The sequence below is a fragment of the Cohnella cellulosilytica genome, assembly GCF_042431195.1.
GTDB classification, from domain to species: domain Bacteria; phylum Bacillota; class Bacilli; order Paenibacillales; family Paenibacillaceae; genus Cohnella; species Cohnella cellulosilytica.
On the sequence record NZ_JBHMDN010000007.1, the window covers coordinates 297,758 to 310,541 of the forward strand.

Sequence of the window (12,784 nt, forward strand, 5' to 3'; positions counted from 1 at the left end):
TATACACACATTCCGGCCCCGGCAATCGGACGAACACCCGCCTGTGCGCCATCTACGCCAAAAAAGGCAGGAAGCTCTCGCCTCCTGCCCGACTTGTCCGGTCCCTAGTTCTTCACGAAATAAGCAACCACCAAAGAAAGGATGAAGAATCCAACCGCCAGCCCGATCGTCAGACGCTGCAGGAACAGGTCGATACCGCGAGCCTTCTGCTTTCCGAACAAGTGCTCAGCGCCCCCGGAGATCGCCCCCGACAAGCCCGCGCTCTTCCCGCGTTGCAGCAGAACGACCGCAATCAATCCGATCGAGAAAACGACCAAAATAATTTTAAGTACGACGTCCATCACTTACACCCCCTAAACCCGTCACAAAAACAGTATTTTTATTTTATCACAACCTGCGCCCGGTTGACAACCTGTCAAAAACTCCCGCCCAGCAGCGTCCAATCCTCAGCTCGATCCGGAGCTTTCCGCCCCCGTTTTCCTCCCGTCACTCCCCGCTCGCCTTTGCGCATCCAGTTAAGCATTCCCAACCGCTCCGGCGCCCTCCCTGCCATCCAATCGGGCTATCCCCAGTCGCTCCGGCGCCCTCTCCTGCCATCCAATCAGGCTAACCCCAGTCGCTCCGGCGCTCTCCCCGCCATCCATTCCGGCTATCCCCGCTCATTCCCGCGCCCGCCCCTGCGCGCCCACCGCCGCGGCCCGGTATTCCGTCGGGGACATTCCGATCTTCTGCTTAAACTTGCGGAAAAAATAATTCGAATCCGAGAACCCGCACAGCGATGCGATCTCCGAAGCCTTGAGCGAGGTTTGGGCGAGCTGCCGCATCGCTTCCTCCAGCCGCAGCCGGTTCAAATAATCGCTGAAAAACTCCCCCGTCTCCGCCTTGAAGAGACGCCCCAGATAGATCGGGCTCACGTGCAGCTCGCCGGCCACCATCTGCAGCGTCAGCTCCTCGCGGTAATGCTCGCGCAGGTAATGCTCCGTCTCCAGCGTCAGCCGGTTTTTCTCGTGCGAGCTCAGCTCCCGGACGATCGCGTCGACTGCCTCCAGCAGACGAAGCACGTCCTGGCGAATCGCTGGCACCGACGCCGACGCGAACGGCCGGGCGAACAGCTCCTCCGGCAGCCGCTGCCGCGCTTCTTCCGCCCGAAGCAGACGCAGCGCCTCCTTCGCGGTCGCGATCCACTCCGAAGCGGCGTATTTGGCCGCGGCCAGCGGATCGGCCTGCTCCGGCGCGGCGGCAAAATCCCGCTCCACCGCGGGCTCCCACTCCTCGCGGCGGCCGGCCGCCAAGGCGGGGACGAGCTTGCCGTAATCCCCGGCCTCCCGTCCCGCTCCCGGGGAAGCGGCGGCCAGCGAACGGCGGTCGGCGCACTGCGCAGGCCCCGTCTGGTCCATGCCGTCCAGCAGCCGCATCGCGTCCGTGTAGGAGGCATGGGCGAGATGCAAGCGATCCGCCGGCTTGCCCAGCGCACAGTACCACGGCGTCTTCAGCAGCGCCGCGCACTTCTCCGAGGCTTCCCGCAGCCAGGCGAGATTCGCCTCTGCGAAAGCCGCGGCATCCTTGCCCTCGCCGAGCATCAAGCAGACGACTTGCTGCTCCGAATTGAGAAAGGCCGTGCCCTTCCCGGCCTCCGAGAGCAGCTCGTCCATCGCGTTGTAGATCGCGAACGGCCGGAAGCGGCGCTCCGCCTCGGACAGCTCTCCCTCTCTCGCATCCTTCCAGCCGATCACCGCCGCCTGCACGAGACGCGTACGCTCGACGCGGATTTTCAGAAAATCGAGCTTCTCCCGAAGCTGCTCGTCCTCGATGCGATTTTCCACCCAACGGTTCAACACGTTGTTGCGCAGCAGCTGGAACGTCTCCCGGCGAATCCGTTCGTCCATCCACCGGCTTTCGATCTGGGCCACGCACGACTTGGCGATCTCCTCCAGCTCCCCGGGATCGACCGGCTTAAGCAGATAATCCTCGACCTGGTACTTCATCGCCTGGCGGACATAGGAGAAATCGTCGTACCCGCTCAGTACGATCAGGTGCGTGTTCCAGTTTTTCGCGCGAATTTTCTCCATCAGCTCGAGTCCGTCGCCGTCGGGCATGCGAATGTCGGTCAGCACGAGCTGCGGCGCCTTGCTCAGGAACATTTCGTAGGCGCGGTTTCCGCCCTCGGCCTCGCCTACGATTTCGATGCCGAGGTTTTCCCAGTCGATCAGATGCTTTAACCCGTTGCGGATATATTCGTCGTCGTCGACGATTAGCAGCTTAGGCATGCTCATGCGCTCCTCTCGAGGTCGAATCGGCCGGCAGCTTCATCGTCAAGGCGAACCCTTTGTCCGGGGGCAGCGCGTTGACGACAAGACCGTACGGATCTCCGTAATAGGACCGGATTCTCTCGTGAATGTTTTTCAGGCCGAGGTGCTCCGTCGGAATGACGTGCTTGGCGTTCAGCCAATCGTTCAGCTTGGCCTGCTCCGCCAGCGTCGCCCCCTTGCCGTTGTTCCAGATTTCGATCAGGCGCGCTCCCGTCTCCCGCTCTCGCCCGATTCTCAACCGAATGACCGGGTCGGCGGCCTTCTCCAGCTCTCCGTGCAAAATCGCGTTCTCGACGATCGGCTGCAGGCTGAACTTCGGCATCAGGAAGTCCCGCAGATCCTCGTCGTTCTCCGCCTCCAGCTCGACCTGCTTCGTCTTCCCCATCAGCAGCAGGTCGAGATAATACTGCGTATACCGGAGCTCCTCCTCGACCGGAATTTCCTCGCTCTCGGTTTTAAGCAGCCAGCGGTACAGCCTTCCGAGATAAAACAGCTTGTTCGCCATCTCCGGCTGCTTGCCGACGACCGCCTGCATCCTCAGCGATTCCAGCGTGTTGTATAGAAAATGGGGATTGATCTGCATCTTGAGCGCCAAGTATTCCGCGTTGCTCTTCTGCACGTCCGCCACGTATACCCGGTTGATATAATCCTGCAGCTCGCGGGTCATCCGGTTAAACCTTTCGATTAGGTCCCCGATCTCGTCGTTGCCCGATTTCTCCATCGGCTCGGCGAACGGGTTCGCCTGCACCCGCTTGAAATGCTGGGTCATGCCCCGGAGCCGCTTCGTTACGAAGCCCAGAATATAGTGGATCAGCAGCATGCAGACGATCCAGATCGCGAACAAGCCTCCGACGATCAGCAGCGTAATCTCGGACAGCCTGCCCTGAATGCTCGCCTTGCTTACCATGCCGACGACGCTGATCCCGTATTTGGGAATGTCCGCCGAAGCCCGCAGCATCCCTTCCTCGCGCAGCGCCTCGCTTTCCCGGCTGTCCAGAAGCGTCCGCCCCGCCTGGCGGATGACGACCCGCGCGTCGCGTTCCTCCTCGGGCACGAACTTGCCGAACAGCGTGCGAGAATCGATGACCGTCATAAAATATCCCGTCACATTGTCGGTGCGAATATCCGAAAAATCGAACAGCGGGTTAATCAGGTACAGCAGCGGACGTTCGATATTGCCGTATAAACCGTCGGCGCGGCCGACAAACGGATATTCGAACGTGCGGGGCAGCGACGCGAACAAGCCCGGCAGATCGAATTCGCGGTCCAGCGCTGCCGAAGGATAACGGCTTTTATGGAACAGCGCCCCGTCTACTCCGCGGTACATTAGCACCGACATCACGTTCGGGTTTCGCTCCAGCATGTACGACTGCATGCCGGTAAAATATTTGCGCTCCTCGATCGCCTCCGCTTCCGAATGCGCCGCGCCCTCCGGCAAAAAGCGGGAATAATAGCCGGGCGTATCGCCGCTCAGCGGGTAGACGGCGATCGTCTCCCGCTTGAACTGCGTGATCAGCTCGGACAGCTCCTCCCGCAGCAGCTCCGTCCGAACCTTCAGCAGATCGTTCTCCCGCTCCTCGAGCAGGCCGTAGAAGCGATAATAGGTCAGCAGCCCGATCAGCACGAACACGAGCAGCAGCGCCGCGCCGATGCCGAGCGTCAGCTTGCGGAATACGAATCGTCCGACGAAATCCCGGTACAATTTGGCTAACATGACGCCCCTCCCCGCCGCACGGGCGCAAAGTCGTTTAATCCGTCCAGCGAATCGCAAGTTATTGCTGTAGAGACTGCCATTCGCCTCGAAATATACTAGAACTGTAGCAAATCTCAACCAGATTCGAAAGGGGTACATCAGATGAAAACTAGAAAATGGCCGCGCCTGGCTTTCGCTTCGTCGCTTGCGTTGGTTCTGGCGGTTACCGCCGCTTGCGGCAATAACAACGGCAAAGACTCGAACGCCTCCGGCAGCCCGTCGGGTTCTCCGGAGCCGTCTTCGTCCCAACCGGCCGGCGAGCCGGTTGAAATCTCCTTCCTGTCGCTCATTACGACAAACCTGACGGAAGAATTCTGGGACAAGTGGATCGGCGACTTCGAGACGAAAAATCCGGACGTCAAGGTCAAGCGGATTCAAGCGCCTTCGCTCGAAGGGCTTAATGACAACTACGCCAAGACACTGCTGACGTCCGGGGATTTTCCCGACGTGCTGAGCAACATCTCCTATCAGGACTTCGCCAAAGCCGGAGCGCTGATGGACATTCCGATCGACGACGACATCAAGAAAATCAACGATTACGAGTCGCTGCTGCTCGACGGCAAGCTCTACACGCTCCAGGCCTACCTGCAGCCGCACACGCAAATTTTCTACAACAAGGACCTGTTCGCCAAGGCCGGCATCGACCAGCTTCCCCGCACGTGGGACGAGCTTGAAGCCGTCGCCGAGAAGCTGAAGCAGGCGGGCATCACGCCGTTCCTGACCGCGGGCGACTGGATGACGACGCTGACGTTCTCCATTCTGACCGGTCCGGAGATTTTCGGCAAAAATCCGAACTGGTATGCGGACAAGAACGCGGGCAAAGTCAGTTACCAGGATGAAAACTGGATGACCGTCGCCGGACGCTACAAGGATTTCGCCGCCAAAGGCTATTTCAACAAAGGCGCCCTGAGCATCGGCTACGAGCAGGTCGAGCAGGAATTCCTCAAAGGCAACGGCGCGATGTATCCGATGGGCTCCTGGTTCACGGCCGCTTACGCGGCGGCGAATCCGGGCTTCGAAGCCGGCGTGTTCGCTCCGCCGACGGTGGACGGGGAGAAGACTTACATGTCCGGCTCCCGCGGGACGAGCTTCGCGGTATCGAATACGACATCCCATCCGGAAGCCGCTCTGAAGTTCGCCAAGTATTTGGTGCTCGATCCCGATTTCCACAAAGCCTTCGCCGCCAGCGACGGCATGTTCTCCGGTCTCGCGGAGCCGGATAACTATGAGTTTTCCCCGCTTCAGCAGGAAATCGCCGATCTGCTCGCGGAGGCCGGCACGATGTCCGGCTACGAGACGCAGCGCGCCGGAGATTTCCCGGTGAACGGGCTCGGCAACCAGCTCGCCAAGGTCGGCCAGAATCTGCTGCTCGACGGCAGCGATCTCGCCAAGGAAATGAAGAGCCTCGACGACTACTGGGAGAAGAACAAGTAAGAGGCGCCGGACAACCGATCCGCGATTGCCTGACCGCAGTCCCGAATCGACAGCCAAGGGTACACGCGCTCGTCGCCTGTACCCTTGCTTTTTCCCGCCCGAACGCCCAAGCAAGGGAGTGAACCGACTATGAGAAAAGACGCGTGGACGCGGGGATTTCTATTCGCCCCGGGCTTTCTCGTCTACCTGATCTTCATGATGATCCCGATCGGCATGTGCGTCTATTACAGCCTGCACAACTGGGACGGCCTGAGTCCGGTTTACCGGTTCGTCGGCCTGGACAACTTTGTCTCCGCCTTGTCGGATACCGATTTTCAACGTGCCATGCGCGTGACCGCGATCATTACGATTGCGGGCACGCTGGCGATCAACGCGCTTGGCCTGCTGTTCGCCGTGCTGCTCAACAAGCCCGGCCGCATGATCAACCTGTACCGCTCGGTGTTCTTTTTCCCGCTGCTGCTGAGCGCCGTCGTCGTCGGCTTCCTGTGGAAGGCGATTCTGAACTATAACGGCATTCTGAACGGCGTTCTCGAGCAGCTCGGCCTGGAGAAGCTGGAAATCTTCGGCGTTCCGGGCAACGCCATCCTGACGATTACGATCCTGATTGTCTGGCAGAACGTCGGGGGCGTCATCGTCCTCTATCTCGCCGGCCTGCAGGGCATTCCGAACGACCTGTACGAAGCGGCCAAGATCGACGGAGCCGGACGGCTGCAGACGTTTCGCAGCGTCACCTTCCCGATGCTGGCGCCCAGCATGACGATGTGCATGATCTTCATCTTCACGACGCTGGCGCGGGAATACGACCGCATCGCGGTGCTGACGAACGGCGGGCCCGGAGGCGCGACGGAGACGGCCGCCTTCACGATCGTCAAGCTCGGCATCAACACGAACCGCTTCAGCTACGCCGCTTCGCTGGCCGTTATTTTGATGGCGCTCGTCGCCTTCATTTCCATCGTCATGACCTTATATTTGCGCAAGAGAGAGGAGCGGATCTTATGAGCGAACGCATGGCCAACCGGCTGCGGCACGGCTTTCTGATGCTGCTCTGCCTCGTGCTGCTTGTCCCGTTCTATATCGCCGTCGTCAACGCCTTTAAGCCGAAGGACGCGATCGTATCCGATCCGATGGGCATCCCGTTCGCGGAGCTGACGCTGCGCAACTTCGCCGAAGCGGCGTTTACGCCGACGTTCAACATTTTCAAGGCGTACGGAACGACCGCGCTCATCACCGTCGCTTCCATCGTCTGCCTCGTCGCGTTAGGCTCGATGATGTCCTACGTGCTGGCCCGAACGAAGCATCGTTTCTTCACCTTCGCGTACCTGCTGCTGCTCGGCGGAATGATGATTCCTCCCCAGGTCATCCTCATTCCGATCATCAAGCTGCTGCGGGCGCTCGGCCTGATGTTTTCCGAAACCGGGCTGATTCTGTACAACACCGGATGGTATATCCCGTTTACGGCCTTTATTTATACCGGCTTTATTCGCACCATTTCGAAGGAGCTCGACGAGTCGGCCATGATGGAGGGCGCGAACGGCTTTCAGATTTTCTGGCGCATCATCTTCCCGATTCTGAAGCCGCCGACCGCTTCCGTCGTCATCTTCCTGTTCCTGTTCGTCTGGAACGACTTCCTGAACCCGCTCGTGCTGCTCGGCTCGACCAAGGGCTACACCGTCACGACCGGCATTTACATGGCCGTCGGCCAGTACAGCACGAACTGGGACGAGATTTTCGCCCTTGTCGTGCTCGCCTCGCTGCCGGTGCTGATCGTCTTCCTGCTGCTGCAGCGCTACTTCGTCTCCGGCCTGGCCGACGGAGCCGTCAAAGGATAACCGAAAGGATGATTCGTTATGGGTAAAACGCCAATGAGCGCCCTCGTCTACGAGGGTCCGAGAGAGATGAACGTCTGGGGAACGCCGATCCCCGAGCCGGCCGAGGGCGAGGTGCTGATCCGCGTCGCCAAAGCCGGCATCTGCGGCTCCGAGCTGAGCGGCTACCTCGGCCACAACTCGCTGCGCAAGCCTCCGCTCGTCATGGGCCACGAGTTTGCCGGCACGATCGCCGCGCTCGGGCGGGGCGTGCAGGGCTTCAGGCCCGGAGACCGGGTGACGGTTAATCCGTTGATCGCCTGCCGAGTCTGCCGCAGCTGCCGGGAAGGTCATCCCCAGCTGTGCGAGAGCCGGAAAATCATCGGCGTTCACCGCCCCGGCGCGTTCGCCGAATATACGACGGCGCCGGCGGCGAGCGTCTATCTGCTGCCGGAATCCGTCTCCATGGAAGCCGGCACCTTAACGGAGCCGCTCGCCTGCGCCGTTCACGCGGCACGCCTGGCCGAGCTCGATCCCGCCGACCGGCTGCTGATCTACGGCGGCGGACCGATCGGCCTGCTGCTGCTGCAGGCCGCGCAGCGCTTCGGCCTGAGCGGAATCGTGCTGGCCGAGTTGAATCCGCATCGCCGGCGGATCGCGCACGAGCTGGGCGCGATCGCCGTATCCGGCGAGGAGGAGCTGCGCGCGGCGATGCCCGCAAGCGGCTTCGACGTCGTCGCCGATGCGGTGGGCGCGGCCGCCACTCGCATGCAGAGTGCTCTCAACGCCCGGCTGGGCGGCAGAGTGGTGTTCTCCGGGCTGCACGAGGCCGACAGCTCCCTCCCGGTCAACGTCGTCATCCGCAACGAGCTTAAGCTCAGAGGCGCCTTCTGCTATGACGACGGCGACTTCGAGACCGCGCTGCAGTGGCTGGCCGACGGAAGCGTCGGACTGGACGACTGGCTGCGGATCAGCCCGCTGTCGGAGGGCAAAGCCTCCTTCGAGCTGCTCCTGTCGGATCCCGGCCCCGTCGCCAAAATTCTGCTATCCATCTAGAGGAGGACCTTTCTCATGACGAAATTGCGCGGAATCATTCCCATTCTGCCCGCCCCGTTCACGGACGACGGCGCAAGCGTCGATTACGCCGATCTCCGCTCGATTGTCGAGACGGTCATCGCGGAAGGCGCGCATGGCGTCGCCCTGCTCGGAGTCGCCAGCGAGTTCTACAAGATCGACGACGCCGAGAGACGGCTGATGATCGAGACGACCGTCGATCAGGCCGCCGGACGCGTGCCCGTCGTCGTCAACATCACGCGCAACGCCACGGAGCTGGCGGTCAAGGACGCCCGCCATGCGGAGGAAGTCGGCGCCGACGCGATAATGATCGTCCCGCCGTCCTTTATTCCGCCGGGCAGCGCCGCCATTATCGAGCATATTCACGCCGTCGCGGACAGCGTCAAGCTGCCGGTCGTCATCCAGTATGCCCCCAATGTGACGGGAGTTTCCATTCCCGTCTCCGCCTTCCTGGACATCGAGCGCCAGCGGGGCGGAGAGCTGTATATCAAAGCCGAATCCGTGCCCCCTGGACCGCTGCTCAGCGCGATCGTCGAGCAGACCGAGGGCCGGATGGGCGTATTTATCGGCAACGGCTGCGTCCAGATGTACGACTCGCTGGAGCGCGGAGCGGCCGGAATGATGCCGGGAGCGGCGATGGTCGCCCCTTATCTGGCCATCTACGACGCCTTCGTCCGCGGCGATAAAGCGACCGCCTTCCGCCTGTTCAACGACCTGCTTCCGGTGCTGAACCATACGACGCAGGCGGCGGAGCTGTTCGTCCAGTTCGAGAAGACGATTCTGAAAGCCCGCGGCGTCATCAAGAGCGACGTCTGCCGCCGGCCAAACGCCGTGCCGGACGAAGCGATGCGGACTATGCTTCGGCGTTACAGCGACTATATGAAGGAGCGTTTCGGCGCTCCGCTGATGCCTTAACCCGGGAAGGAAGTGACGAGGATGAACGTAAACGACCAATCGCCCGTGCGCATCGCCTTTATCGGCTGCGGGGGCGTGGCGGATCTTCACGCCAAGGCAATCGCCCCCTGCTCCGCCGCCCGTCTGGTCGCCGTCAGCGACCTTAGCGACGACTTGGCGAAGGACAAAGCCGCCGCATGGGGCGCGGAAGCGCGTACGACGGAGCAGCTCCTGCAGGCGGACGATATCGATGCGATCTACGTGCTTACCCCGATGGAGAGCCATATCGCGCTGGCCGAGGCCGTGCTTCGCCACGGCAAGCACGCGCTCGTCGAGAAGCCGGTCAGCCGCGATCTCGAAGGCATCCGCCGGTTGATCGCCTTGGCCGAACGGCAGGGCAAACAGTGCGTTCCCGGCCACAGCTATTTGTATTTGCCGGAGCTGGCCCGCATGCAGCGGCTGATCGGGGAAGGCGCCGTCGGACGTCCGCTGTCGATGTTCATGAGCGAAATCTATCGGATGCCGGACGAGCGGGCCCGCCTCTATCACGGCCCCTCCATCGAAGTGCTGTGCCATCAAATCTATTTGATGCTCGCGCTCCTCGGCGTGCCCCGCCGCATCCAGGCGTTCGCCGGCACGGTCCGGCCCGGGCTGTTCCCGGACGGCGATGAGCAGGTGACGGTGAATGCGGAATTCGAGAGCGGCGCGCTCGCCCACCTGTACGTCTCCTGGGCGGGAGAAGACGAGACGAGCGATCCCTGGACCTTCAAGCTCAAGGTGCTCGGAGAAACCGGCGGCATGCACTTCTCCCGCCGCGATCAGGTGAACGGATCGGCGGAGACGCAGCGGGACTATCCGCTTTATCTGGAGATGTTCGAGCGGCAGACCGAGCATTTCGTCCGCCGCTGCATTCCGGGCGGGGAAGCGCCGCTGTCGACGATGAACGACGCGCTGCGCACGATGGAGATTGCCGCCGCGGTGCGGCGCTCTTTTACGAACGGAACGGTAGAAGCACTGACAATTTAACGAGAGACGGTGAATTTTCATGAGCGAGCTGGTCATTACGAATATCGAGACGATTCGCCTGTCGTACCGCTACAGCGAGGAAGAGCGCTGGCAATGTCCGGGCTGGACGACGCTGCAGCGCAACGCCACCCTCGTGCGCATCTGGACGAACAAAGGCATTCACGGCGTAGGCGAGGTCAGCGAGGATTCCTGCATTCCGCAGTCCGTGTCCTCGATTATCGACGAGCATTTCCGGGCCATGCTGATCGGGGAAAACCCGTTCGACATCGAGAAGCTGTGGCGCAAAATGTTCGTCCGCTCCCTGCACTGGGGCCGCAAAGGCGGTGCGATCAAAATCATCAGCGGCCTGGAGATCGCCCTGTGGGACATCGTCGGCAAAGCGCTGAACCGGCCGGTGTACGACCTGCTCGGCGGCGTCTGCCGCGACCGCGTCCGCGTCTATGCGAGCGCGGGCATGAGCAACGAGGAGAACGAGCTGATCGAAGAAATGCTGCGGCACAAGGAAGAAGGCTATACGGCGCTGAAAATGAGGATCGGTGGCAGTCCGCGAGGCGACGTGGAGAAGGTGCGCAAGGTGCGCGACGCCATCGGCAAGGACATCGACCTGATGGCCGACGCCGGCATGAGCTACGTGGACGCGACCTGGGACTTCAACACGGCGCTGCGCGTGGCGCGGGGATTGGAGCCGGCCGACCTATTCTGGCTGGAGGAGCCGCTCATCAACGACGATATCGACGGATACGCCCGCCTTGCGGCCGAGGTCGATATTCCGATCGCCGCCGGTGAGAACGAATATACGAAATACGGCTTCAAGGAGCTGATCGCGCGGCACGCCGTCGACATCGTCCAGCCGGACGCCACCCGCAGCGGCGGCATTATGGAGTGCAAGAAGATCGCCGCGATCGCGGACGCGTTCCAGATGCGCATGGCGCCGCATATTTTCACGTCCGGCGTGTCGCTGATGGCGAACCTTCACCTGATCGTCTCCTCGCCCAACGCGATCATCATGGAGTACGACCGCACGATCAACCCGCTGCGCGACGAGCTGCTCGTCGAGCCGCTGAAATACGAGAACGGCTTTATCACGTATCCGAAGGGCATTCCGGGACTCGGCGTCAATCTGACGGACGAGCTGATCGAGAAATTCAAGTTCATACCGGGCGAAATTTTGAGCAAGGGCCCGTTCGCGTGCGACCATGCGTTTTGACGCGCACCAGCATTTCTGGAACCCCGAGCGGCTGCACTATCCGATCCTGAGCCCGGAAGCGTTCGGAGAGCTGTACCGCACGATCGAGCCGCCGGAGCTGCAGCCGCTGCTGCGGGAAGCCGGCATCGACGGCACCGTCGTCGTGCAGGCGAAGGACGGCTTGGACGAGACCGAATATTTGCTCGAGCTGGCGGAGCGGTATCCCTGGATTGCCGGCGTCGTCGGCTGGGTCGATCTCGCTTCGCCGGAACGAGCCGCTTCCCAGTTGGCGGCGTTCGGGCGGCATCCGAAGTTCAAAGGCGTTCGGCACTTGATCATGGTCGAGCCCAATCCCGATTGGCTCGTCCGTCCTGACGTTGTGGAAGGGCTGCGCGTGCTGGCCGCTTCCGGTTTCCCCTTCGATGCCGGAGCGGAATTCCCGAAGCACCTGCGCCATGTGGAGACGATTGCCCGGGCCGTGCCCGATCTGAAAATCGTCGTCGACCATCTCGGCAGGCCGCCCGTCGGCACGCCGGACATGGCCGCCTGGGAAGCGGAGCTGGCCCGCGCCGCCGCGTACCCCAACGTCTACTGCAAGCTGTCCGGCCTGAGTGTCGCCGATCCGGCCAGCCCGGCCGAAGCCGCCGTTCGAACCGCCCTCCGCCTGTTCGGCGCCCGGCGGCTTATGCTCGGCAGCGATTGGCCGATCTCGAATCCCGGCCTCCCATACGGCGAAGCGCTGGACCGCCTCGTCCGCGCCGCCGGCGACCTCTCCTCGGAGGAGCTGGACGCTCTGCTCGGAGGCACGGCGAAAGCATTTTATCGTTTATAGTCGGCTAACGCCGTCTGTCGCTCCGCCAGTCGATTCCGGCCAGTTCGATCCAGTCGATTCGGCGAACGGAAGGCGGCGGAAGATCCGTTGCCGGAGGAAAGGAGCCTTTATATGTCGCATGAACCGGCACAGTCGCGCCGTTTCGGCAGCGTCGTCCGCGTCCGCGCAGAGCGCTGGGAGGAATATCGCAAGCTGCACGAAGCCGTGTGGCCGGAGCTGCTGGAGCTGTTCCGGCAGTATGGCGTGAGAAATTTCACCATCTATCATTACGAGCATCTGCTGTTCAGCTACAAGGAATACGCAGGCGAGGATTACGAGCGGGATATGGACCGACTGGCGCAAGAGCCGCTCATGCGCCGCTGGCTGGAGCTGACCGATCCGTGCCAGCTTCCGCTCTCCCCTTCGTCCTCCTCTTTGTGGGCCGATATGCAGGAAATTTTTCATATGGACGGTCGCGAGAAAGGAGATTAA

12 protein-coding genes are annotated in these 12,784 nt (G+C 61.8%); 9 read left to right on the plus strand and 3 right to left on the minus strand.

The features are described from left to right. Positions 1-104: 104 nt before the first annotated feature. The 3 genes from secG to ACFFT4_RS04415 form a co-directional block, all read right to left on the minus strand. On the minus strand, positions 105-341 hold the full coding sequence (gene secG / locus ACFFT4_RS04405; protein ID WP_378045377.1) for a preprotein translocase subunit SecG: 237 nt from the start codon (positions 339-341) through the stop codon (positions 105-107). Between the two features lie 318 nt (positions 342-659). Next, positions 660-2,267, minus strand: a complete 1,608-nt coding sequence (locus tag ACFFT4_RS04410; RefSeq protein WP_378045378.1) for a response regulator — start codon at positions 2,265-2,267, stop codon at positions 660-662. Beyond that, the gene (locus tag ACFFT4_RS04415) at positions 2,260-4,023 is read right to left on the minus strand and encodes a sensor histidine kinase (RefSeq protein WP_378045380.1); all 1,764 of its coding nucleotides are present in this window, start codon (positions 4,021-4,023) and stop codon (positions 2,260-2,262) included. Before ACFFT4_RS04415 ends, ACFFT4_RS04410 begins: the two co-directional genes overlap by 8 nt. Positions 4,024-4,164: 141 nt before the next feature. Between ACFFT4_RS04415 and ACFFT4_RS04420 the strand changes: the two genes are divergently transcribed. The 9 genes from ACFFT4_RS04420 (at position 4,165) to ACFFT4_RS04460 (ending at position 12,784) form a co-directional block, all read left to right on the plus strand. Next, entirely contained in the window at positions 4,165-5,496 is a 1,332-nt protein-coding gene (locus ACFFT4_RS04420; protein ID WP_378045381.1) for an ABC transporter substrate-binding protein, read from the plus strand. A gap of 129 nt (positions 5,497-5,625) precedes the next feature. Beyond that, on the plus strand, positions 5,626-6,495 hold the full coding sequence (locus ACFFT4_RS04425; protein WP_378045383.1) for a carbohydrate ABC transporter permease: 870 nt from the start codon (positions 5,626-5,628) through the stop codon (positions 6,493-6,495). After that, complete coding sequence (locus ACFFT4_RS04430; protein WP_378045385.1) at positions 6,492-7,325, plus strand: carbohydrate ABC transporter permease; 834 nt, start codon at positions 6,492-6,494, stop codon at positions 7,323-7,325. The genes ACFFT4_RS04425 and ACFFT4_RS04430 overlap by 4 nt, the downstream gene beginning before the upstream one ends. Positions 7,326-7,343: 18 nt before the next feature. After that, entirely contained in the window at positions 7,344-8,357 is a 1,014-nt protein-coding gene (locus ACFFT4_RS04435) for a zinc-dependent alcohol dehydrogenase (RefSeq protein WP_378045386.1), read from the plus strand. A gap of 15 nt (positions 8,358-8,372) precedes the next feature. Continuing rightward, positions 8,373-9,290: a dihydrodipicolinate synthase family protein gene (locus tag ACFFT4_RS04440; protein WP_378045387.1), complete on the plus strand. Its 918-nt coding sequence runs from the start codon at positions 8,373-8,375 to the stop codon at positions 9,288-9,290. Positions 9,291-9,311: 21 nt separating this feature from the next. Continuing rightward, positions 9,312-10,295 (plus strand): Gfo/Idh/MocA family protein, encoded by a 984-nt coding sequence (locus tag ACFFT4_RS04445; RefSeq protein ID WP_378045388.1) that lies wholly within the window; start codon positions 9,312-9,314, stop codon positions 10,293-10,295. 19 nt (positions 10,296-10,314) lie between these two features. Further along, positions 10,315-11,502 (plus strand): mandelate racemase/muconate lactonizing enzyme family protein, encoded by a 1,188-nt coding sequence (locus tag ACFFT4_RS04450; protein ID WP_378045390.1) that lies wholly within the window; start codon positions 10,315-10,317, stop codon positions 11,500-11,502. Beyond that, entirely contained in the window at positions 11,492-12,313 is an 822-nt protein-coding gene (locus ACFFT4_RS04455) for an amidohydrolase family protein (protein ID WP_378045392.1), read from the plus strand. Before ACFFT4_RS04450 ends, ACFFT4_RS04455 begins: the two co-directional genes overlap by 11 nt. Before the next feature lie 111 nt (positions 12,314-12,424). After that, the gene (locus tag ACFFT4_RS04460; protein WP_378045394.1) at positions 12,425-12,784 is read left to right on the plus strand and encodes an L-rhamnose mutarotase; all 360 of its coding nucleotides are present in this window, start codon (positions 12,425-12,427) and stop codon (positions 12,782-12,784) included.

Excerpts from the sequence above, each read along its gene's own strand:
- ACFFT4_RS04450 (WP_378045390.1), top strand. The coding sequence starts at position 10,315 with ATGAGCGAGCTGGTCATTACGAATATCGAGACGATTCGCCTGTCGTAC.
- ACFFT4_RS04420 (WP_378045381.1), top strand. The coding sequence starts at position 4,165 with ATGAAAACTAGAAAATGGCCGCGCCTGGCTTTCGCTTCGTCGCTTGCG.
- ACFFT4_RS04455 (WP_378045392.1), top strand. The coding sequence starts at position 11,492 with ATGCGTTTTGACGCGCACCAGCATTTCTGGAACCCCGAGCGGCTGCAC.
- secG (WP_378045377.1), bottom strand. The coding sequence starts at position 341 with ATGGACGTCGTACTTAAAATTATTTTGGTCGTTTTCTCGATCGGATTG.
- ACFFT4_RS04440 (WP_378045387.1), top strand. The coding sequence starts at position 8,373 with ATGACGAAATTGCGCGGAATCATTCCCATTCTGCCCGCCCCGTTCACG.
- ACFFT4_RS04460 (WP_378045394.1), top strand. The coding sequence starts at position 12,425 with ATGTCGCATGAACCGGCACAGTCGCGCCGTTTCGGCAGCGTCGTCCGC.
- ACFFT4_RS04435 (WP_378045386.1), top strand. The coding sequence starts at position 7,344 with ATGGGTAAAACGCCAATGAGCGCCCTCGTCTACGAGGGTCCGAGAGAG.
- ACFFT4_RS04425 (WP_378045383.1), top strand. The coding sequence starts at position 5,626 with ATGAGAAAAGACGCGTGGACGCGGGGATTTCTATTCGCCCCGGGCTTT.
- ACFFT4_RS04445 (WP_378045388.1), top strand. The coding sequence starts at position 9,312 with ATGAACGTAAACGACCAATCGCCCGTGCGCATCGCCTTTATCGGCTGC.
- ACFFT4_RS04415 (WP_378045380.1), bottom strand. The coding sequence starts at position 4,023 with ATGTTAGCCAAATTGTACCGGGATTTCGTCGGACGATTCGTATTCCGC.
- ACFFT4_RS04410 (WP_378045378.1), bottom strand. The coding sequence starts at position 2,267 with ATGCCTAAGCTGCTAATCGTCGACGACGACGAATATATCCGCAACGGG.
- ACFFT4_RS04430 (WP_378045385.1), top strand. The coding sequence starts at position 6,492 with ATGAGCGAACGCATGGCCAACCGGCTGCGGCACGGCTTTCTGATGCTG.